The organism is Stenotrophomonas sp. NRRL B-14846 (assembly GCF_050473585.1).
Taxonomy (GTDB): domain Bacteria; phylum Pseudomonadota; class Gammaproteobacteria; order Xanthomonadales; family Xanthomonadaceae; genus Stenotrophomonas.
In genome coordinates this window covers 870,275-890,516 of the sequence record NZ_JBFLUN010000022.1, presented here as the reverse complement: position 1 = coordinate 890,516, position 20,242 = coordinate 870,275, and the positions used below count along the sequence as shown (strand labels likewise).

Genomic DNA, 20,242 nt, shown 5'->3' with positions numbered 1-20,242 from the left:
GCGTGTCCTGGATCGGCTGGCCTGCAGCCTCCCCACGGAGAAAGGAGGCGCTGAAACACAGGCCGGCCGTCAGCCTTCCATCTGCTCCAGCTCCTTGCCCTTGGTCTCGCGCACGCAGCGGACCACGAAGAAGATCGAGAGGATCGCGGCGACCGCGTAGATGCCATAGGCGCCAGCCAGGCCGATGCCGGCCAGCAGCATCGGGAAGGTCACGGTGATCGCGAAGTTCGAGGTCCACTGCGCGGCCCCCGCCACGGCCAGCGCCGGGCCGCGGATCTGGTTGGGGAACATCTCGCCCAGCATCACCCACATCACCGGGCCCCAGGACATGTTGAAGAACACCACGTAGACGTTGGCCGCAACCAGCGCCAGCCGCCCCATGCCATCGGACAGCTGCAGGCGCCCATCGACCAGGCTGCCGCTGGCAAACGCCACCACCATCAGCACCAGCGCCACCGACATGCCGACCGAGCCGACCCACAGCAGCGGTTTGCGACCGATGCGGTCGATCAGCAGCACCGTCAGCAGGCAGGCACCGATGCTCAGTGCGCCGGACAACACATTGATCAGCAGCGCATCGCTTTCCGAGAAACCCACCGCCTGCCACAGCACCGCGCCGTAGTAGAACACCACATTGATGCCGACCAGCTGCTGGAACATGGCCAGGCCGATGCCCACCCAGAGGATCGGGCGCAACTTGCCGGTGACCTTGTCGCGCAGATCACTGAAGCGCGGCTTGTGCTGGTCCTGGGCCAGGCTGGCCTCGATCTCGGCCTGCTTGGCCGTGGCAGCGGCCTCGCCATACAGCCGCGACAGCACCGCCCTCGCCTGCGCCTGGCGGCCCTTCAGCACCAGGAAACGCGGGCTTTCCGGGATCACCAGCAACAGCAGCAGGAACAACCCCGACGGCAGCGCCTGCATCCAGAACATCCAGCGCCAAGCCTCATGGCCCAGCCACAAGGGCTCGGTCGAGGCGCCGGCGGCGCGGGCCAGCAGGTAATTGCTGAGGAAGGCGGCAAACAGGCCGCAGATGATCGCCATCTGCTGCACCGTGGCCAGGCGGCCGCGATAGCGCGCCGAGGCGACTTCGGCGATGTAGGCCGGCGACATCACGCTGGCCGCCCCCACCGCAAAGCCGCCCAGCACGCGGGCCGCAATGAACAGCCAGGACGCGTGGGCCGCCCCGGCGCCCAGCGCCGAAACCAGGAACATCAGCGCGGACACGATCAGGACACCACGGCGCCCCAGGCGGTCGCCCAACCAGCCGGCCAGGAATGCACCGATCGCGCAGCCCAGCAGCATCGAGGCGACCTCGAAACCCAGCGCCGCCTCGCTGGAGTTGAAGGCCTGGCGCAGGCCATCGACCGTGCCGTTGATGACACCACTGTCGAAGCCGAACAGGAATCCACCGAGCGTGGCCACGCAGCTGATCAGGACGATGAACGCCGTGTTTTCACCACCGTGGGAGGCGGTGCCGGACTGGGCTTGGGACATGGATGATCCTGCTGGGAAGGGAGCCCGGCCACCAGGACCGGTTGCCGCGCAGCGTCGCACAGGCCCTGCCGTGCCGCCAATGACCGCCACGGCCGCGCCTGCCAGACGCCCGTTTTCCGTCCCGCGCCGACACCGGGGGCCAACCTGTTCTAGAATTGGCGGGTTCAGGAATCGATCCACCCCCAAGCCCATGCCCTTTGTCGTCACCGAAAACTGCATCAAGTGCAAACACACCGATTGCGTGGAAGTGTGCCCCGTGGATTGCTTCCACGAAGGCCCGAACTTCCTGGTGATCGACCCGGATGAGTGCATCGACTGCACCCTCTGCGAGCCGGAGTGCCCGGTCAATGCAATCTTCCCGGAGGACGATGTTCCTGCGGGCCAGGAGGGCTTCGTTGCCCTCAACGCCGAGCTGGCGAAGGAGTGGCCGGTGCTGACCGTGCGCAAGGACCCGCCCGCCGACGCCGGCGAATGGGACGGCAAGCCGGACAAGCTGAAGCTGCTGGAGCGCTGACAAGCGCCCGCTGCGGCAACGAAAAAGGGCGCCCATGGCGCCCTTTTTTGTTGCTCGGCAGATACCAACCGCGCGATCCGGTAGGTGCCAACCTTGGTTGGCACAGAAGCGCCGACCAAGGTCGGCCTCTACCAGAGGCAGCCCTTACTGGGCCAGCTTCGCCTTCAGCGCGGCGATCAGCTTCACCGGCGCTTCGGCGGTGGCCGGCAGGCCACGCGGATCGACCGCAGAGATGTAGGCGCCGGCATCAACCGCCACCACGCGGACCAGGAAGTTGCTGCCTTCGTAGGCCACGTCGTACGAGCCCAGCAGCTGTGCGCGGCTGGCGATGGTCACGCCTTCCACGCCTTCCAGTGCGGTACCGACCTTGGCGAAGGCTTCATCCTTGCCACCGGCAATGGTGAAACCGGTGTTGCCCACCGCCGGCGCTGCGGCGACCGGCGCGGCCGGCTTGGTGGCCGAGGCCAGTGTCGGCACCTTGGTGTCGGTGGTGGCGTTGGGCAGGTTCAGGTCCGGCGGCACTTCCAGCGGACGCATTTCCGGGGCCAGGGCGTAGTCGCCCTTGACGCCACGCTTGAAGCAGCCAGTGGTGCCGGCGGCGACCGCCACAGCAAGCAGGGCGTAGGACAGCACGCGGACGGTGGAAACGGATTGACGCATGTGAATCTCCTGGGTCAGACCAAGACGGAAGGTCAGTGGCTGGAAAGGGCTTCGAGGGCGGCGATGTCGCCGGCAAGATGGTCGGCCGCCGGGTGATGTGCTGCCGACAGCGGCAGCAGCGGCAGGCGCAGGTCATGACCGATGCCGATGCGGCGCAGCAGCGCCTTGACCGGGATCGGGTTGGGTTCGACGCCACAGAAATCATGGAACGGATGCAGGCGCGCATCCCAGGACTCGGTGGCTTCGTGGTCGTGCGCGGCGGCCAGCTCGCACATCCGGCGATAGGCGCCCGGAAGAACGTTGGAACCGACCGAGATCAGGCCATCGATGCCGGCCCGGATCGAACGCGCGGCGGTGCCGTCGTCACCACTGAGCACCGCGAACTTCGGGCTACGCAGTGCCAGCAGCGCCTGCACCCGGCCGGTGTCACCCACCGCTTCCTTGATGCCGACGATATTGGGATGGCTGGCCAGCTCGGCCACGGTCTCCGGCTGCATGTCGCAGCCGGTACGGCCGGGCACGTTGTACAGCACCACCGGCAGCCCGCCCTGGTCGGCAACCGCGCGGTAGTGCGCGATCAGGCCGGCCTGGGTCGGCCGCACGTACGGCGGGGTGACCACCAGCGCGTGGCTGGCGCCAAGGGCGGCGGCACGGCGGGTCTGTTCGATGGTCTTGGCGGTGCCCGACAGGCCGGTGCCGGCCATGACCGGGATGCGGCCGCCGATGCGTTCGACCGCACTGGCCAGCAGCTGGTCGTACTCGGCATCGGTCAGGGTCGCCGCTTCGCCGGTCGAGCCAGCCACGACAACGCCATGGACGCCACCCTCCAGTTGCAGGTGCAGCAGGCGCTGCCAACCATCGGGATCGAGGGCGCCGTCGGCCCGGAACGGGGTCGCCAGCGCGGTGATGAGGCCGGAAAGGGACAAGGACGTGCTGCTCTTGGCTGGGAAGGGAAACGCCCGCCACGAAAGGCTGGGGGCGACCTGAATGTTACTTGCGGCGCGAAAGCACGGGCAAGTATGCTGGACACCGGTGGATCCCCGCCTCTGGTGGGCATTCAGACTAACGCATGCATTACCCGGAATCGCCTTGACCGACACCACCCCGCGCCCCGCGCCGAGCGAAAACCACCTCCTGATCAACGCCTATACGACGCATCCGGAGTCCCCCCTGCTGTCCGTCACCCGCCGCATCGCCGACAGCGGTTGCAACCTGGTGGACGCACGCCTGGCCACGGTCGGCCGCGATGTCTCGGTCACCGCCCTGGCCACCGGCTCCTGGGACTCGGTGGCCAAGCTGGAGGCGATGCTGACGCGGCTGGAGCGCGAAGAGGGCCTGAAGCTGGTCTGGTACCGCACCGCCGCCAAGCAGGCGCAGTCCAACCTGCTGCCGTACATCGTCGAAGTGATCGCCGCCGACAAGCCGGGCATCCTGTTCCAGCTGGCCGACTTCTTCGACCGCCAAGGCATCACCATCGAGAACCTGCAGAGCACGCGCTACCGCGCCATGCAGACCGGTGCGGAAATGTTCAGTGCACAGGTCACCATCGGCGTGCCGGCCAACATGCACATCGCCGCGCTGCGCGACGATTTCCTTGAGTTCTGCGACCACCTGAACCTGGACGCGATCATGGACCCGATGAAGTTCTGAATGAATTCCTGATTTTTTCGCGCGCCTCTCACGGGCGCGTGGCGTTTCATGCAATTGTCTTGGAAAGAACCCAGGCTCGACAGAAGGACCTCATGAACAACGGCGATACCCTGGACAGCACCACCCTCTCCCTGCCACTGGCGCTGTCCGGTGGCGACCAGGCCACCCTCGGCGACTACGCCGGCCACTGGCTGGTGCTGTACTTCTACCCCAAGGACAGCACCCCCGGCTGCACCACCGAAGGCATCGACTTCAACGCGCTGCTGCCGAAGTTCAAGAAGGCCGGCGCGGTCGTGCTGGGCGTCTCGCGCGATTCGGTGAAGTCGCACGACAATTTCTGTGCCAAGCAGGGCTTCGACTTCCCGCTGGTCAGCGATGGCGACGAGGCGCTGTGCAGCGCCTTCGACGTGATCAAGATGAAGAACATGTACGGCAAGCAGGTACGTGGCATCGAACGCAGCACCTTCCTGATTTCCCCCGACAGCCGCATCGTGCAGTCCTGGCGCAAGGTCAAGGTTGCCGGCCATGCCGATGCCGTTCTCGCCGAACTGAAGGTCTCCCAGTCCAAGTGAGTCCCACTGCCTACTGTGTCTGCCATCACCCTGCCCTGCAGCAGGCCGTGGTGGTTTTTCCCTGTCCGTAACCAGGAATCGACGATGACCCGAGGCAAGCGCATCTACGTGCTGGATACCAACGTGCTGATGCACGATCCCACCGCGCTGTTCAAATTCGAGGAGCACGACGTCTACCTGCCCATGCAGGTGATCGAGGAGCTGGACAACGGCAAGAAGGGCACTTCCGAAGCGAGCCGCAACGCCCGCCAGGTGAGCCGCTTCCTCAACGAGCTGGTGCAGGCCTCCGGCCTGGACAACCTGGCCGACGGCATTCCGCTGCAGCGCCCCAATGGGCTGCAGCTGCGCGGCAAGCAGAGCGCCGGCAAGCTGCGCTTCCAGACCAGCCATTTCGACGCCGGCAAGAGCTTCGGCAAGGTGATCCCGGACAACGCCATCCTCGGCGCGATCCTGGCCCTGAAGGAAGAAACCCCGGACCTGCCGGTGGTGTTCGTTTCCAAGGACATCAACCTGCGGATCAAGGCCGCCATCGCCGGCATCGTGTCCGAGGACTACGAGAACGACCGCGCGCTGGACGATTTCAGCCTGCTCTACACCGGCGCCACCGAACTGCCGGAAGACTTCTGGAAGCGCCACGGCGACGACCTGCGCAGCTGGAGCGACAAGGGCCGCACGCATTACGAAATTCTCGCGCAGGATGGCGAGGAGTGGTACCCGAACCAGTACGTCTACCTGCCCGGCGAAGATGAAGTCGAGCTGCGCGTCAGCCGCGTGGTCGGCGACGGCAAGGTGGTGCTGTCGCTGGTCGATGATTTCCGCCACGGCAGCCACGCCGTGTGGGGCATCAGCGCACGCAACCGCGAGCAGAACTTCGCCCTCAACGCACTGATGGATCCGGAGATCGACTTCGTCACGCTGCTGGGCACCGCTGGCACCGGCAAGACCCTGCTGGCGCTGGCCGCCGGCCTGGCGCAGACGATGGACCAGCAGCGCTATCGCGAGATCATCATGACCCGCGCCACGGTCAGCGTCGGCGAGGACATCGGTTTCCTGCCCGGCACCGAAGAAGAGAAGATGACGCCGTGGATGGGCGCACTGACCGACAACCTGGAAGTGCTCACGCACAACCAGGAAGGCGGCACGTGGGGGCGGCAGGCGACCAACGACCTGCTCGCCAGCCGCATCAAGATCCGCTCGATGAACTTCATGCGCGGCCGCACGTTCCTGTCGCGCTACCTGATCCTGGACGAGGCACAGAACCTCACCCCGAAGCAGATGAAGACGCTGATCACCCGTGCCGGCCCCGGCACCAAGATCGTCTGCCTGGGCAACGTCGAGCAGATCGACACCCCGTACCTGACCGAGACCACCTCGGGCCTGACCTACGCGGTGGATCGCTTCAAGAACTGGCCGCATAGTGCGCACATCACCCTGCGCCGTGGCGAACGCTCGCGCCTGGCCGATTACGCCTCGGAGGTGTTGTGAACCGCTGCACCCGCCTGCTGCTGCCCACGGCTGCGATCGCGCTCGCAGCCGCCCTGGGTGCCTGCACCACCACGCGTGGCCCGGCCAGCGTGCCGACCGCCGAGCGTACCGGCCAGTCCTGGGTGGTCACCCGCCCGATCATTGCCGCGCAGGTGCTCGACACCTGCTCGCGGCCCAGCCCCGGCCGCGAGGCCGGGCGGGTCAGCGGCTACTGGGCGCCCAGCCGGCAACAGGTCGACCAGCTGGAGGCGAAACTGTCTTCGCTGGAAGCCCAGGTGCCGAAGGTGCTCGACTTTGACCGCCAGTACGTCGGCATCGAAAGCGCAGGCCAACGGCTGATCTACATCAACGCCTTCCATCTGCCCGACGACAGCGGCATCAACCCGGCCCGCGAAGCGATCCGCGTCTGTGACGGCGGCACGCAGTTCTGGGGCGCCGTGTTCGACCCGGCCAGCAACACCTTCAGCGAGCTGCAGTTCAACGGCGGCTTCGGCGGGCCCTGAGGGGCGCCGCCGATGGGAATACGCCTGCCCACCTGGGTCTGGATCGGCGCGGTCGCGCTCTCGTGCGTGGCCGGCATGGTCAACGTGGTCGGCTTCCTCGGTTTCGAGCACCAGGCGGTCAGCCACATGACCGGCAGTACCAGCCAGCTCGGCATGGCACTGGCCCAGGGTGACTGGCGCGCGGTCGGCCACCTGTGGGGCCTGCTGATCGCGTTCTCGCTGGGCGCAATGCTCAGCGGCCTGCTGATCCAGGACAGCACCCTGCAGCTGGGCCGCCGCTACGGCGTGGCACTGGCGCTGGAATCGGCGCTGTTGCTGGTGTCCATTCCGCTGTTCGAACGGCACCAGATCTGGGGCGCCCTGGCCGCCGCCATGGCCTGCGGCCTGCAGAACGCGATGGCCACCACCTTCAGCGGCGCGGTGGTGCGCACCACCCACCTCAGCGGCATGTTCACCGATCTCGGCATCGGCCTCGGCCACCTGCTGCGCGGACTGCCGTTGCAGGTGCGACGACTGACCCTCAGCGGACTGATCATCAGCGGCTTCCTCGCCGGCGGCATGATCGGCGCCTGGCTGTTCATGCGCTGGCAGTACGACGCCCTGCTCGCCCCGGCCCTACTGACCGGCCTGACCGGGCTGGGCTATGTGCTGTACCAGCAATGGGCGCGTTGGCGGCATTGAATCAAGGACATCCACGCATGGCGTGGATCTACCTTCCCCAGCGGGACCACGGCACAATCGCTGGATGAGCCCGACCACTCCCGTATCCGCCCTCACCATCGCCGGCTCCGACTCCGGCGGCGGCGCCGGCATCCAGGCCGACCTGAAGGCCTTTGCAGCACATCGCGTGCACGGCCTCTCCGCGATCGCCGCACTGACCGCACAGAACACCCGCGGCGTCATTGCCGTGCATGTGCCGCCGATCGATTTCCTGCGCGCACAACTGGACGCCTGCTTCGACGACTTCGACATCCACGCGGTGAAGCTCGGCATGCTGGCCAACGCCGAGGTGATCAACACCGTCGCCGACGCACTGCAGCGCCATCGCCCGCCGCACGTGGTGCTGGACCCGGTGATGGTGGCCACCAGCGGCGCACGCCTGCTGGAAGACAGCGCCCTGCAGGCGATGCGCGAGCGCCTGATCCCACTGGCCACGCTGATCACCCCGAACACGCCGGAAGCAGAGCTGCTGGTCGGACGGAAGATCGGCAACGGCGATGACGCGGAGCGCGCCGCTTCCGCCCTGCTCGACCTCGGTGCCGGCGCGGTGCTGCTGAAAGGCGGCCACCTGCAGGAAGGCAACCGCGTGATCGACCGCTACTTCGACGGCGTCAGCAGCGAAGAATTCATCCACGCCCGCCTGCCACTGGATGCACATGGCACCGGCTGCACGCTGGCCTCGGCCATCGCCGCGCAGCTGTGCAACGGCCTGAGCCTGGCCAACGCCTGCGAAGCCGGCATCGACTACGTTGCACGCGGCCTGCAGCAGAGCTATGCGCCTGGCCGCAGCGAGGTGCTGGTGCTCGATCACTTCGGCGCGGCACCGCACGCATGAGCCTGACGCCGACCCTCCTTGCCGTGCAGTGCGGCGATGGCCATCGCTATGAAGTGATTGCCTGCGTGCCCGCACGGCCCATCGCGCGCCTGCTGTGGTTGCCGGCGCTGGGCGTGGCCGCGCGCCACTACCTGCCGCTGGCGCAGGCGCTGGCGGCGAAGGGCGTGGCGGTGTACCTGCATGAGTGGCGCGGCAACGGCAGCAGCTCGCTGCGCCCGTCGCGCACGCAGGACTGGGGCTATCGCGAAGTACTGGAGCAGGATCTGCCCACCAGCCAGGCGGTCCTTGTCGCGGCGGATGATGAGGCCGGCGCCCTGCCCTGGATCATCGGCGGCCACAGCCTCGGCGGTCAGCTGGCCTGCGTGCATGCCGGCCGCAACCCGCAGCACTTCAACCGCTTGTGGTTGGCGGCCAGCGGCTCACCGTTCTGGCGTGGCTTCCCGCCACCGCGCGGCTGGCTGCTGCCGCTGGTCTACCGCTTCCTGCCGTGGATCGCGCAGCGCCAGGGCGTGCTGCATGGTCGGCGCCTCGGCTTCGGCGGCACCGAAGCTCGCGGACTGATCGCCGACTGGGCGCGCGTGGGCCTGAACAACCACTACGCCGCGGCCGGCATGGACGAAGACCTCGATGCGCAGATGGCGCGCGTGCATGGCAGCGCGCAGGCGGTGCTGATGGAGCACGACTGGTTGGCACCGACCGGATCGATGCAGGCGTTGCTGGCGAAGCTGCCGAATGTGGACGCGCAACTGCGCGTGTTGTCCGCGCAGGAGCTGGGCACGCGCGCCGATCATTTCGCCTGGCTGAAGGCCCCGGACGCCGTGGCTGACAGCTTTTTCATTCAGTTGGATGAAAATTTTCACAAAACTGTTGACGGTACGCGCCGACATCCGCATAATTCCGCTCCTGTCGCAGGGCGCCCGTAGCTCAGTTGGATAGAGTACCTGGCTACGAACCAGGCGGTCGGGAGTTCGAATCTCTCCGGGCGCACCACTCGACAGGTTTCCAGCATCCGCCGCTGGAAATGCAGTAAAATTAGGCAGTAAGTTGATTGTGTACCGCGCGCCCGTAGCTCAGTTGGATAGAGTACCTGGCTACGAACCAGGCGGTCGGGAGTTCGAATCTCTCCGGGCGCACCATACACAGTCAGCACAACAAGTTTATGTAATTGGCGCCCGTAGCTCAGTTGGATAGAGTACCTGGCTACGAACCAGGCGGTCGGGAGTTCGAATCTCTCCGGGCGCACCATTACACCGAAACAGCAGGCCCCGGCCTGCTGTTTTTTTATGTGTGTTTTTCGGCAGGGCTGCGCCCTGCACCTGCAGATGCTTCAAGCCAAGGCAACGGCAACAGCAAAAGCTGGCATTCCGTGGGTTGGCGGGGCGACATGGACAGGCAGGACGCGCCGTAAACCCATCCATGGGGGCTCGATGGCGGCATCCATGCCGCCAACGGTCCTGCCTGCCCATGCCGCCCCACCTCTGACAGATTTCCGCGATCTGATGGATCCACGCCATGCGTGGATGACTCCATCGAGTTCGAGTATTTCGATAATTGATCGAAGAGCATCCACGCATGGCGTGGATCTACTGTGTCGACCAAGGTCGACACCTACCAACAGCGGTCCATGCCGTTCCGACAGATCGCGGAAATCTGTCGAAGGCGGGGTGGGTCCGGTTGCGGGGGTGTGAGCCGCATGGATGCGGCGACCGAGCTTACATGGGTGAGGGCGCTTTGCTTGCGAAGCATTGCTTCGCAAGCGCCCGAACGCACAGCCGCCAGCGGCTGGGCCGGGCCCCGGAGGGGGACTTGCAGCGCCCCCCGCAACCGGACCCACCCCGCCATCCCTCAGGAAACCAGCATCTGCTGTTGCTGTTGCTGTTGCTGTTGCTCCAGCTAGTAGCGGGTGCAGGGCGCAGCCCTGCCAAACCCCTACCCCTTGGCCATTGCCTGCCACCACTGCGACAGCAGCTCCGGCCTCCGCAGGCGCTCGCGCCACCAGCGCAGTGCCGCGCCATCCTCGCCGGTGCGCCAGGCCAGCCAGAACGTTTCCTCCGGCTTGTGTTCCTCCACCTCGCGGATCACCAGCTGGCCACGCGCCACCGCCGCGCGCGCGCACGGCTCGGGCAGGAAACCGAAGCCCACGCCTTCGCATTGCAGCTTCAGCTTGCTGGCCATGTCCGGCACGGTCAGCATCTCCTGCCCCATCAACAGGCCCACCGTGCGCGGCAGCAACCGCCGCGCCGAATCGGAGACGGCGATCGCGCAGTGCTCGACCAGCTGCTCGCGACCAAGCACGCCCGGCACGTTGGCCAACGGATGATCCGGCGCGACCGCGAACACGAACTCCACCGTTCCCAGCGGCTCAACCACGTAACCGCCGCCACTGGGCCCCTCGCCCGGTGCGCCGACCAGCAGGTCGGCGCGGCGGTCCAGCAGGGCCTCCCAGGTGCCGGACAGGGCCTCGCCGATCAGCCGCAGCCGGGTCGGCGCCTCCGCCTCACGAAACGCAGCGATGTCCGGACCAAGCAGCCAGGTCGGGAACACCGAGTCCACCGCCAGGGTCAGTTCGGTCTCCCAGCCCGACGCCACCCGGCGCACCCGCAGCTCCAGCTCGCGGGCCGCGCGCAGCAGATGCCGCCCCTCGTCCAGCAGGGCGCGTCCGGCCTCGGTCGGTTCGGCACGCGGGCCAACCCGGTCGAACAGCTGGACGCCGAGGTCCTCCTCCAGCTTGGCCACGGTGTAGGAAATGGTCGAGGGCACCTTGTGCAGGGCCTTGCCGGCGCCGGCGAACGAGCCGCGGCGGTCGATGGCGTCCAGGATCTGCAGGGCATCGAGGCTGAGCTTGAGCATTCGAATTTTTCGATGATGGCTGTCAAAACTATCCGTTTTTCAAACCCCCGGCGCAAGCGGATACTTCTCTCCAACGGGGAAACACGGCGGCTACCGCCCCACCCCGCCCCATCGAAACCATCGAACAAGGAGATTCCATCATGCTGCAGATCCGCAAGAGCGCTACCCGTGGCCTGGCCGAGCATGGCTGGCTGTCCTCGCGCCACACCTTCTCCTTCGCCAACTACTACGATCCCCGCTACGTCAGCTTCGGCCCGCTGCGGGTGATCAACGAAGACAAGGTGATCGGCGGCCAGGGCTTCGGCACCCACAGCCACAGCAACATGGAGATCGTTTCCTATGTGCTGGGCGGCGCGCTGGAGCACAAGGACTCGATGGGCACCGGCTCGGTGCTGCGCTACGGTGACGTGCAGCGCATGAGCGCCGGCAGCGGTGTCAGCCACAGCGAGTTCAATCACTCGGCCGACGAAACCGTGCACTTCCTGCAGATCTGGATCTTCCCGGACACCGAGAACATCACGCCGTCCTACGAGGAGACCCACTTCGCCCCGGAAGCCAAGCGCGGCCAGCTGCGCCTGATCGCTTCGCCGGACGGTGCCGATGGTTCGCTGCGCATCCACCAGGATGCCCGCATCTTCGCCACCATCCTCGATGGCAGCCAGAAGCTGCACCACGCGCTCGGCAACGGCCGTGGCGCCTATGTGCAGGTAGCCCGCGGCCAGCTGCAGGTCAATGGCATCACCCTGGAAGCCGGTGATGCGCTGCAGGTCAGCGACGAAGCGCAGCTGACCCTGGAAAACGGCAACGACGCCGAAGTGCTGGTGTTCGACCTGCCGCTGTAACCGCAGCGCCCGCGATGCCATGACGCACCGCGGGCGTTTTCGTGCAGCGCCTGGTGTCAGAACCTGTACGTCATCGCCAACCGCACATTGCGCGGCTCACCCCAGGTGTAGGTGCTGTACCAGCTGAAGATCGTGTAGTAGCGCTTGTCCAGCAGGTTGTTTACGTTGAGCGTGGCCGACAGGCGATCGTTGAATTCATAGCGCGCCATCGCATCGAGCAACCAATAGGGCTGAGTGCGATGCACCACCTTGGCCTGCGTGGCCGGGTTGGTGATCTCGCCGAAGGTGGAATCCTGCCAGCGCGCGCCACCGCCCAGCGTCAGCCCCTTCCAGTCGCCGCGCAGGCGGTAGCTGGTGTGCAGGCTGAACTGGTTTTCCGGTTCCAGCGTGGTCACCTTGCCACCGGCCTGGCGCGCGATCTTGTGGGAGAACCCACCCTGCACCTGCCAGCCCTCGGCCAGCTGGCCAGACATTTCCAGCTCGTAACCCTTGGTACGCACCCCCATCAGAGCGCGATAGGCATCCTGACCATCCGGCGTCTTGCCACCGGTGGGCTGGGCAAAGTTGTCCTGGTCAAGCTGGAACAGCGCCGCACTGGCATTGAGGCGACCATCGAAGAACTCAGCCTTCAGGCCCACCTCGTAGCTGCGGCCTTCCAACGGATCCAGCGCCTTGCCCTGCTCGTCGCGCTGCCCCTGCGGTTTGAAGATGGTGCTGTAGCTGGCGTACACCGAGTAGTGCTCACCCAGGTCGTAGACCACACCGGCATACGGCACATAGACGCCGGTCTCGCGCGTGTCCGGCGAGCGGTAGCTGGCCAGCCGGCTGCCGACGATCAGCTTCAACGGATCGGCCACGTCGAAACGACCGACCACGTACAGGCCGTTCTCACGCGTCACTTCGTTGTTGCTGTAGCTGCGCTGCCACTCCGGCTCGGGAATGTCGCCCTGCCATGCGCGGTAGTCGGGTACTTCCGTCGGGTAGCCAGGCTGCGGCGAGTAGCCGGTATTGGTCCAGCGCTTGCGCGAGGCACTGCCGCCCACCACCAGCTCATGCTCGCGGCCGAACAGGCCGAAATGACCGCTCAGATAGAAGTCGGCAGCGTTGCTGACGGTCTTGCCGACATACTTGCCCAGCCACAGCGACACGCCTTCGCCAGTGACCGGATCAGGATTTCCACCCGCCGCCCCGGCCAGCGCGGCGTCGTAGCCGTTGACCTGGTGGTTGAGCTGCAGCTTGGCGACCCAATCGTTGTCGAAGGTGTGCTCCAGCGTGGCAAAGCCGGTACGCACATACTGGCCCCAGCCACTCCAACGGGTGCCGTTGTTGAACGAGCGCGGCATGTCATTGAAGTTGCCTGCACTGTCCAGCAGCGGAATGCCGCCCCAGGTCGAGCCCTTCGGATCGCTGTCCATCGCATCGCCCCCCACGGTCAGCAGCGTGCGCTCGCCCAGATCGGCCTCCAGCACGGCGTAACCGACCTTGCTGGTGCGCTGGTAGTGGTCGAAGTTGGAATGCTTGTCCTGCCACGCACCGACCGCGCGGCCGCGCACACGCCCATCGGCGGTCAACGGGCCACCCACATCGATCTCGGCACGATAGTCATCCCAGCGGCCGACACCGAGCGTCGCACTGCCGGCGAAGTCCTTGCCCGGCTTCTTGCGCACCAGGTTGATGGTCGCGCCTGGATCGCCCATGCCGGTCAGCAGGCCGGTGGCACCCTTGAGCACTTCGATGCGGTCATAGATCGCGGTATCGCTGAGCGTGTTGCCCGCCGAATAGGCCGAGTCACGCGACATCGGGATGCCGTCGTACTGGAAGTTCTGCACGGCAAATCCACGCGCGTAGTATTCGGTGCGCTCGCTGTCGTAGGTAACGATGCTGATGCCCGGGGTCACCCGCATGACGTCATCGATGCCGTTCAGGCCGAAGTCGTCCATCTGTGCGCGGGTAATGACGCTGGCGCTCTGTGGCGTCTGGCGCGGCGTCAGCACCAGGCGGGTGGCGGTGGCGATGGTACCGGGCGTGTACGCGCCGCTGCCCTCGGTGATGGTACCGAGCAGGTTGGCGGTGACCTGCACGGTCTGCAGCGTCTGCGATGCCGGCGTGCGGGGGGCCTTGTCCGGCTCGGTGGTGGACTGCGCGGCTGCGATGCCGCTGCTGGCCAGTGCGGTGATCAGCAGGCTCTGGGCAAGCGCCTGCGGCAATGCACGGCGACGCGGCAACGGGGACGGAATACGGGCATCAGGCACAGGCAGCACGACGGGACCTCCACGATCGGGTGGGATCCTCTGGCGGCGGCTGGAGGGAAGACGGGGACGCGGCCGGATGGCCGCAGGCGCAGGAGTGTACTCCCCTGCGCCCCGGCTGTCGTGCGATGTGCTGTGGTGCGGCGCGCTGCCGCAGGCTCAGCCGCCGATGGCGGCGCAGGCCTCCAGGATCAGCGCGGTCACTTCCTTCGGCTGCGAGGCCAGCGAGGCATGGCTGGCATCCAGCTCCAGCAGTCGCTTGGGCTGCATCCTTGCGGCCATGGCCTTCTGGTTGTCCGGCGCGATCATGCGGTCGTGGCGGGACAGCTGGTACCAGCTCGGCCTGTGCTTCCACGCCGGGTCGCTGACCGCGTCACCAAAAGTGCTGGCCAGCGGCGCCTTCTGGGTCACTGCCATCACCCGGCCTTCGTCGGCGCTCAGGTCCTGGCAGAAGCTCTCATGGAACTTGTCCGCACGCAGCCACAGGTAGCCATCGCTGTCCGGCGCGAGGTTCGGCGCGGCCTCTGGCAGGTGCTGCTGGGTGATGCCTCCCGGGCTCTCGCCGGCATCGGGCGCGAAGGCAGCGATGTAGACCAAGGCCTTCACGTTGTCCTCGTTGCCGGCCTGGCTGATCACCGCGCCACCGTAGGAGTGGCCGACCAGCACCACCGGTCCATCGATCTGCCGGATCATCTTCTGCGTGCGTCCTGCATCATCGGCCAACGACGTGAGCGGCAACTCCACCGCCTGCACATGGTCATGGCCATTGCGATGCAGTTCCAGGATCACCTTGGCCCAATGTGCGGCCCCGCCCCAGAATCCATGGACGAGGAGGATGGTGGGTGTCGTGCTCATGTACAGGTCTCCGGCAGCGGGCGGCGGAATGCCGACCGTGCAGCCACTGTCCGCGTGCCGCGTTAATCGCTGGTGACGCAATCGGGTCATTGCAATCGTATGCGTCGTTCAATGTCATCCATGGCACTTGCCGACTCAGCCTGAAAACGTTTTCATCCTGATTCCCCGGAGCTTCGCATCGCGCATGACGCCTTCATCCCCACGTGCCCAGCAGCACGCCACCCGTGCCGCCTTCTTCATTCCCGGATTCGCCACTGCCGCGTGGGCGCCGATGGTGCCCTATGCCAAGGCCAAGGCCGGGCTGACCGATGCCAGCCTTGGCGCGGTGCTGCTCTGCCTTGGGCTGGGTTCGTTGCTGGCGATGCCTTTGGCAGGCGCGCTGACCGGCCGCCTCGGCTGCCGACGCTTGATGGTGATTACCTGCACGCTGGTGCTGCTGGCACTGCCGTTGCTGGCGCTCGCCCCTTCCCCCTTCGCATTGGGGGCGGCGTTGTTCGTGTTCGGCGCCGGCGTGGGCGCGATGGATTGCACGATGAACATGCAGGCCGTCGCGGTCGAGCGCGATGCCGGCCGCACGATGATGTCCGGCTTCCATGCGTTCTACAGCATCGGTGGATTCGTCGGCGCCGGCTGCATGACCGGGCTGCTGATCGTCGGTACGCCGCTGTGGCTGGCCGCACTGGTTTCGGTGGCGGCATTGCTGCTGGTCGCCGTACTGGCGGCACCGCATTGGCGACCACAGCGCCTCCTGCACGATGGTCCGATGCTGGCGTGGCCGCATGGGGTTGTGCTGTTCATCAGTGCATTGGCCTTCGTGGTATTCCTCGCCGAAGGTTCGATGCTGGACTGGAGCGCGGTGTTCCTGGCCGACGTACGCCAGGTGCCGCGTGACCAGGCCGGCGCCGGCTTTGCGTTGTTCACCCTGGCGATGACCGCGATGCGCCTGTTCGGCGACGGCATCGTCGAGCGCCTCGGCCGGACCCGCACGCTGGTCATCGGTGGCATCACCGCGGCAGCCGGCTTCACCCTGGCCACGCTGGTGCCTTCGTTCCCGGTGGCGCTGGCCGGCTACGTACTGGTCGGGCTGGGCTGCGCCAACATCGTGCCGGCGCTGTTCTCGATGGCGGGCCAGCAGCGGGTGATGCCGGAGAGCATCGCCATCACCGCAGTCACCACACTGGGCTACGCCGGCATCCTCGCCGGCCCGGCAGCGATCGGCGCACTGGCGCACGCCACCAGCCTCGGCTTCGCCTTCCTGTGCGTCGCTGCATTGCTGCTCGGCGTCGCCGCATCCGCGCGATCACTGGCACGACGCCTACCCTGACAGAAAAAGGGGACGGAGGGGATTAAGTCGTTTCCCGCACACCAGGGCTGGAAACGACTTAATCCCCTCCGTCCCCTTTTCTCAGCTGCGCGTCAGCCACTCCGCCTGGGCCGGCAGCTGCGGTGCCGGGCACGCGCTCTGCGGATGGTGCTCGTCGCGCGCCATCCAGTCATCGACCACCCCGGCCAGCAGGTCCAGCCGCAACGGCAGGGTGATGTGATCCTCGCCGCGCATTTCGATGTAGTGCGCGCGCGGGTTGGCCAGGGCCAGTTCGCGACCCTGGCTGACCGGAATGTGCTGGTCGCCCTGCCCGTGCAGCAGCAGTACGCAGGCGCGGGTATCGGCCAGCGCGCGCGCCACGTCCACGCGGTCCAGATCGACGTCGATGCGGCGGCTGGCGGCGGCGATCACCTGGTTGATGTCCTGGCCGCCGTAGCGCCAGCGCGCGTACGACGCCACCGCCTGCGCCTTCAGGCCTTCCGGCTGCAGCCCCATCAGGTGCGGGATCATGGTGCGGATGGCCACGCCGGCATTGGCGAACGATTCCATCGCCACCACGCCTTCCACCTGGTCGCCCAGCTTGTCGGCGGTAAACACCGCCGTGGCCGCGCCGTACGACACACCGAACAGGTACAGCGGCCCGGTCACTTCGCCACGTGCACGCAGCTCACCGATCACATCGACCACGTCATCCGATTCATAGGTGCCATAGCCGGACGGACCGGCGCCGGACTGGCCATGGTTGCGCAGGTCGAGGGTGATCACGCGATAACCGGATTCGGCCAGCTGCAGCGACCACGGCAGCATCGAATCACCGTTCATCATCCAGCCGTGCAGCAGCACCACGGTGCCGCGCGGCGCCTGCGCATGGAACGGCTGCGGCACGGCCAGGCTCAGGCCGGTATCCAGCGGCAGGCCGTTCTCGTGGCGCTGCGGCAGGTAGTGGTAACGCGCGCCGTAGTCGCCGGGGTCGAACACACGCCAGAAGATCGGCACGCCATCGCGGCCCGGTGCGAAGCCATGGCGGTTGGGCAGTTCGGCGATGGCCGCAGCGATGCGCGGACGATCAAGCAGGGTCGACACCCCACCCGGCGCGATCAGCCGATCGGCGAGCGAGGTGGACGAGGCATTGATGGAGGAGGAGCATGCAGCCAGCCACAAGCCGGCGCACGCCAGCAACAGCAGCAGCAGGCGCTTCATATCACGTCATAGGGGTGAATCAGACAGGTTGGGACGTTAACGCCCCAATAGACCGGCCATCTATCGCGCGCGGATGACGGCTTGATGACAACGCAGGAACGATTCAGCTTGGTGTACAAGCTGTATCCGTTCAGTCATTGATCCGGATCAATGAACGCGCGCGCGGGATTGCCCACAGTGCCGCCATGCGCACCTCGTTCAAGCTCGCCATTGCCCTGGCCGCCACGCTGGCCGCCGCCTACGGCATCGCCCGCAGCACGCCCTACTGGTTCGCACCGCGGCAGACCGCGCAGGTCGACATCCATGATCCGGCGCTGATCGCGCAGGGGCAGTACCTGTCGCGTGCCGCCGACTGCGCGGCCTGCCACACCGCACCGGGCGGCAAGCCGTTCGCCGGTGGCCTCGGCATGCAGACGCCGATGGGCACGATCTATTCGACCAACATCACCCCCGATCCGGACACCGGCATCGGTGCCTACGACTACGCCGACTTCGAGCGTGCGGTGCGCCGTGGCTTCCGACACGATGGCCAGCCGCTGTATCCGGCAATGCCGTACGCCTCGTACGTGATCGCCAGCGATGCCGAGATCAAGGCGCTGTATGCCTATTTCATGGGTTCGGTGCAGCCGGTGAAGCAAAGCAACGCCGACAGCACGATTCCGTGGCCGGCCAACATGCGCTGGCCACTGGCCTGGTGGCAGCTGCTGTTCGCGCGCCCGCGCTCGTTCAGTCCGGATCCGTCGCTGGATGCCGGCCAGCAGCGTGGCGCTGAACTGGTGGAAGGCCTGGCCCACTGCGGTGCCTGCCATACACCGCGCGGGCTGGCATTCCAGGAAAAGGCGATGGCCGACGATGGCGGCCGCCAGTTCCTGTCCGGCTCGGTGCTCGAAGGCTGGTACGCGAAGAACCTGCGCAACGAGTCGACCGGCCTGGCCAGCTGGAGCGAGGGCGAGATCGTCGACTTCCTGCGCACCGGACGCACCGATCGCTCGGCGGCCTTCGGCGGCATGGCCGATGTGGTCGAGCACAGCACGCAGTACCTGTCCGACGCCGACCTGCTGGCGATGGCGCGCTATCTGAAGCAGCTGCCGGCGCGTGAGGGCCGCAGCGCACAGTGGTCGCCGGGTACCGACACCACCACCGCCGCACTGCGCAATGGCGACTACCGCGTGGCCGGTTCGCTGGCCTATGCCGAGCACTGCCAGGCCTGCCACCGCGCCGATGGCCGCGGCATGCCCCGCGTCTACCCGGCCCTGGCCGGCAACTCGATCGTATTCGCGGATGATCCCAGTTCGCTGGTACAGGTGACCCTGATCGGCGGCCGCACGCCGCATACCCCGCACGACCGCATGGCCTTCACCATGCCCGGCTTCGAGCAGCTGCCGAATGCGCAGCTGGCACAGATCCTGACCTTCATCCGCAGCAGCTGGGGCAACCAGGCCAGCGCAGTGAGCGAGGTCGAGGTGGCGCGCATGCGCAGGGTGGTGCGTGACAAGCCAGTGCACTACGTTCCGCAGGAGGCCGCACCATGAAACGTTCGCGCAGACGTTCCCACCTGCTGTTCGGTAGTGCGATCACCGTGGTGCTGCTGGCCGGTGCCGGCACCCTGGCCTATCGTCACCTGCATCCGGACCTGGATGCCGCCGTAGCCAGCACGATCGATATCCTCGATGCGCAGGGCAAGGTGGTCGGGCATTACCACGCGCCCAGCGCCGAAGAGATCGCCGGGCTGGGCAACGCCGAATCGGTGATGCTCGGCCGGCGCATCCTCAACGAGACCGCGCGCCTGCTGCCGGACAACGTCGGCAACGATCTGAACTGCAATTCGTGCCACATGGCCGAAGGCAAGCGGCCGTTCGGCAACCACTACTTCAACACCGGTGGTGGGGCCTATCCGCGCTATATGCCGCGCCCGGGCAAGGTGATCGGGCTGGCCGAACGCATCAATGGCTGCCTGCAGCGTTCGATGAACGGCAAGCCGCTGCCGAAGGACGCGCCGCAGATGCGCGCGATGCTCGATTACATGGCGTGGCTGAGCGGTCCCGTGCCAGACGGTGCAAAGGTGGCCGCCCCCAGTGAGGGGCCGATCGACAGCACGCTGACCCCGGACCCGATCCGCGGCCAGGCGCTGTACGCCGTGCAGTGCGCCGCCTGCCATGGCGACAACGGCGAAGGCCGGCGCGACGCCAGCGGTGATATCGCCTTCCCGCCGCTGTGGGGCGACCACAGCTTCAACATCGGCGCCGGCATGGCGCGCCTGTACAAGGCGGCCGGTTTCATCAAGCACAACATGCCGCCGGCGGTGACCCGCGAACCGCCGCTGGGGCAGCAGGTGATGCCGGACCAGGATGCGGTGGACATCGCCGGCTATTTCATCAACCAGCCCCGGCCGGACTTCGCCAACAAGAGCAAGGACTGGCCACGCGACCCGAAACCCAAGGACGCACGGTACTGAAGCAAGCGGCGGGTGCCGGCCGTCGCACAACACG

Annotated in this window: 19 protein-coding genes and 3 tRNA genes; 15 read left to right on the top strand and 7 right to left on the bottom strand. The window is 66.7% G+C overall.

Annotated elements, in window-relative coordinates; genetic code table 11:
- Window positions 1-69: 69 nt before the first annotated feature.
- Window positions 70-1,494, bottom strand: coding sequence for a sugar porter family MFS transporter (locus AB1281_RS06300; RefSeq protein WP_430345330.1), 1,425 nt, complete (start codon window positions 1,492-1,494; stop codon window positions 70-72).
- A gap of 190 nt (window positions 1,495-1,684) precedes the next feature.
- On the opposite strand from AB1281_RS06300, the gene fdxA reads away from it, so the two are divergent.
- Window positions 1,685-2,008 (top strand): ferredoxin FdxA, encoded by a 324-nt coding sequence (gene fdxA / locus AB1281_RS06295; RefSeq protein ID WP_005409054.1) that lies wholly within the window; start codon window positions 1,685-1,687, stop codon window positions 2,006-2,008.
- A gap of 144 nt (window positions 2,009-2,152) precedes the next feature.
- On the opposite strand, the gene AB1281_RS06290 is transcribed toward fdxA, so the two are convergent.
- Both AB1281_RS06290 and dapA read right to left on the bottom strand, forming a co-directional pair.
- Complete coding sequence (locus AB1281_RS06290; RefSeq protein WP_014036785.1) at window positions 2,153-2,668, bottom strand: hypothetical protein; 516 nt, start codon at window positions 2,666-2,668, stop codon at window positions 2,153-2,155.
- 32 nt (window positions 2,669-2,700) lie between these two features.
- The gene (dapA, locus tag AB1281_RS06285; protein WP_014646744.1) at window positions 2,701-3,594 is read right to left on the bottom strand and encodes a 4-hydroxy-tetrahydrodipicolinate synthase; all 894 of its coding nucleotides are present in this window, start codon (window positions 3,592-3,594) and stop codon (window positions 2,701-2,703) included.
- A 163-nt stretch (window positions 3,595-3,757) separates the two neighbouring features.
- Between dapA and AB1281_RS06280 the strand changes: the two genes are divergently transcribed.
- The 10 genes from AB1281_RS06280 (at window position 3,758) to AB1281_RS06235 (ending at window position 9,678) form a co-directional block, all read left to right on the top strand.
- Window positions 3,758-4,318 carry a glycine cleavage system protein R gene (locus AB1281_RS06280; protein WP_005409051.1) on the top strand — a complete coding sequence of 187 codons (561 nt, stop codon included), beginning with the start codon at window positions 3,758-3,760 and terminating at the stop codon, window positions 4,316-4,318.
- Between the two features lie 92 nt (window positions 4,319-4,410).
- Window positions 4,411-4,890, top strand: coding sequence for a peroxiredoxin (locus AB1281_RS06275; RefSeq protein WP_430345329.1), 480 nt, complete (start codon window positions 4,411-4,413; stop codon window positions 4,888-4,890).
- Between the two features lie 84 nt (window positions 4,891-4,974).
- Window positions 4,975-6,375, top strand: coding sequence for a PhoH family protein (locus tag AB1281_RS06270; RefSeq protein ID WP_014036782.1), 1,401 nt, complete (start codon window positions 4,975-4,977; stop codon window positions 6,373-6,375).
- Window positions 6,372-6,878 carry a hypothetical protein gene (locus AB1281_RS06265; protein WP_075674768.1) on the top strand — a complete coding sequence of 169 codons (507 nt, stop codon included), beginning with the start codon at window positions 6,372-6,374 and terminating at the stop codon, window positions 6,876-6,878. The genes AB1281_RS06270 and AB1281_RS06265 overlap by 4 nt, the downstream gene beginning before the upstream one ends.
- Window positions 6,879-6,890: 12 nt before the next feature.
- Window positions 6,891-7,559, top strand: a complete 669-nt coding sequence (locus tag AB1281_RS06260; RefSeq protein WP_075674769.1) for a YoaK family protein — start codon at window positions 6,891-6,893, stop codon at window positions 7,557-7,559.
- A gap of 64 nt (window positions 7,560-7,623) precedes the next feature.
- Window positions 7,624-8,433: a bifunctional hydroxymethylpyrimidine kinase/phosphomethylpyrimidine kinase gene (gene thiD, locus AB1281_RS06255; RefSeq protein WP_430345328.1), complete on the top strand. Its 810-nt coding sequence runs from the start codon at window positions 7,624-7,626 to the stop codon at window positions 8,431-8,433.
- On the top strand, window positions 8,430-9,356 hold the full coding sequence (locus tag AB1281_RS06250) for an alpha/beta hydrolase family protein (protein WP_075674771.1): 927 nt from the start codon (window positions 8,430-8,432) through the stop codon (window positions 9,354-9,356). Before thiD ends, AB1281_RS06250 begins: the two co-directional genes overlap by 4 nt.
- A tRNA-Arg gene (locus tag AB1281_RS06245) sits at window positions 9,347-9,423 on the top strand. Before AB1281_RS06250 ends, AB1281_RS06245 begins: the two co-directional genes overlap by 10 nt.
- A 69-nt stretch (window positions 9,424-9,492) precedes the next feature.
- A tRNA-Arg gene (locus AB1281_RS06240) sits at window positions 9,493-9,569 on the top strand.
- Between the two features lie 32 nt (window positions 9,570-9,601).
- Window positions 9,602-9,678, top strand: a tRNA-Arg gene (locus AB1281_RS06235).
- A gap of 684 nt (window positions 9,679-10,362) precedes the next feature.
- Here AB1281_RS06235 and AB1281_RS06230 read toward each other — a convergent pair.
- Window positions 10,363-11,283, bottom strand: coding sequence for a LysR family transcriptional regulator (locus AB1281_RS06230; RefSeq protein WP_430345327.1), 921 nt, complete (start codon window positions 11,281-11,283; stop codon window positions 10,363-10,365).
- A 140-nt stretch (window positions 11,284-11,423) separates the two neighbouring features.
- On the opposite strand from AB1281_RS06230, the gene AB1281_RS06225 reads away from it, so the two are divergent.
- On the top strand, window positions 11,424-12,125 hold the full coding sequence (locus tag AB1281_RS06225) for a pirin family protein (protein WP_430345326.1): 702 nt from the start codon (window positions 11,424-11,426) through the stop codon (window positions 12,123-12,125).
- Window positions 12,126-12,181: 56 nt separating this feature from the next.
- Here the strand turns inward: AB1281_RS06225 and AB1281_RS06220 are convergent, their stop codons facing one another.
- Window positions 12,182-14,386 (bottom strand): TonB-dependent siderophore receptor, encoded by a 2,205-nt coding sequence (locus AB1281_RS06220; RefSeq protein ID WP_430345325.1) that lies wholly within the window; start codon window positions 14,384-14,386, stop codon window positions 12,182-12,184.
- Window positions 14,387-14,533: 147 nt separating this feature from the next.
- Window positions 14,534-15,229: an alpha/beta hydrolase gene (locus AB1281_RS06215; protein ID WP_430345324.1), complete on the bottom strand. Its 696-nt coding sequence runs from the start codon at window positions 15,227-15,229 to the stop codon at window positions 14,534-14,536.
- A 184-nt stretch (window positions 15,230-15,413) separates the two neighbouring features.
- Here AB1281_RS06215 and AB1281_RS06210 point away from each other — a divergent pair, with 184 nt between their 5' ends.
- Window positions 15,414-16,553 (top strand): MFS transporter, encoded by a 1,140-nt coding sequence (locus AB1281_RS06210; protein ID WP_430345323.1) that lies wholly within the window; start codon window positions 15,414-15,416, stop codon window positions 16,551-16,553.
- An 81-nt stretch (window positions 16,554-16,634) separates the two neighbouring features.
- On the opposite strand, the gene AB1281_RS06205 is transcribed toward AB1281_RS06210, so the two are convergent.
- Entirely contained in the window at window positions 16,635-17,753 is a 1,119-nt protein-coding gene (locus tag AB1281_RS06205) for an alpha/beta fold hydrolase (RefSeq protein ID WP_430345322.1), read from the bottom strand.
- Window positions 17,754-17,938: 185 nt separating this feature from the next.
- Between AB1281_RS06205 and AB1281_RS06200 the strand changes: the two genes are divergently transcribed.
- Complete coding sequence (locus tag AB1281_RS06200; RefSeq protein WP_430345321.1) at window positions 17,939-19,285, top strand: c-type cytochrome; 1,347 nt, start codon at window positions 17,939-17,941, stop codon at window positions 19,283-19,285.
- Window positions 19,282-20,208, top strand: coding sequence for a c-type cytochrome (locus AB1281_RS06195; protein WP_430345320.1), 927 nt, complete (start codon window positions 19,282-19,284; stop codon window positions 20,206-20,208). The genes AB1281_RS06200 and AB1281_RS06195 overlap by 4 nt, the downstream gene beginning before the upstream one ends.
- The last annotated feature ends 34 nt before the right edge of the window (window positions 20,209-20,242 follow it).

Excerpts from the sequence above, each read along its gene's own strand:
- AB1281_RS06205 (WP_430345322.1), bottom strand. The coding sequence starts at position 17,753 with ATGAAGCGCCTGCTGCTGCTGTTGCTGGCGTGCGCCGGCTTGTGGCTG.
- thiD (WP_430345328.1), top strand. The coding sequence starts at position 7,624 with ATGAGCCCGACCACTCCCGTATCCGCCCTCACCATCGCCGGCTCCGAC.
- AB1281_RS06250 (WP_075674771.1), top strand. The coding sequence starts at position 8,430 with ATGAGCCTGACGCCGACCCTCCTTGCCGTGCAGTGCGGCGATGGCCAT.
- AB1281_RS06230 (WP_430345327.1), bottom strand. The coding sequence starts at position 11,283 with ATGCTCAAGCTCAGCCTCGATGCCCTGCAGATCCTGGACGCCATCGAC.
- fdxA (WP_005409054.1), top strand. The coding sequence starts at position 1,685 with ATGCCCTTTGTCGTCACCGAAAACTGCATCAAGTGCAAACACACCGAT.
- AB1281_RS06210 (WP_430345323.1), top strand. The coding sequence starts at position 15,414 with ATGACGCCTTCATCCCCACGTGCCCAGCAGCACGCCACCCGTGCCGCC.
- AB1281_RS06225 (WP_430345326.1), top strand. The coding sequence starts at position 11,424 with ATGCTGCAGATCCGCAAGAGCGCTACCCGTGGCCTGGCCGAGCATGGC.
- AB1281_RS06215 (WP_430345324.1), bottom strand. The coding sequence starts at position 15,229 with ATGAGCACGACACCCACCATCCTCCTCGTCCATGGATTCTGGGGCGGG.
- AB1281_RS06195 (WP_430345320.1), top strand. The coding sequence starts at position 19,282 with ATGAAACGTTCGCGCAGACGTTCCCACCTGCTGTTCGGTAGTGCGATC.
- AB1281_RS06260 (WP_075674769.1), top strand. The coding sequence starts at position 6,891 with ATGGGAATACGCCTGCCCACCTGGGTCTGGATCGGCGCGGTCGCGCTC.
- AB1281_RS06200 (WP_430345321.1), top strand. The coding sequence starts at position 17,939 with ATGCGCACCTCGTTCAAGCTCGCCATTGCCCTGGCCGCCACGCTGGCC.
- AB1281_RS06290 (WP_014036785.1), bottom strand. The coding sequence starts at position 2,668 with ATGCGTCAATCCGTTTCCACCGTCCGCGTGCTGTCCTACGCCCTGCTT.
- AB1281_RS06300 (WP_430345330.1), bottom strand. The coding sequence starts at position 1,494 with ATGTCCCAAGCCCAGTCCGGCACCGCCTCCCACGGTGGTGAAAACACG.
- AB1281_RS06275 (WP_430345329.1), top strand. The coding sequence starts at position 4,411 with ATGAACAACGGCGATACCCTGGACAGCACCACCCTCTCCCTGCCACTG.
- AB1281_RS06270 (WP_014036782.1), top strand. The coding sequence starts at position 4,975 with ATGACCCGAGGCAAGCGCATCTACGTGCTGGATACCAACGTGCTGATG.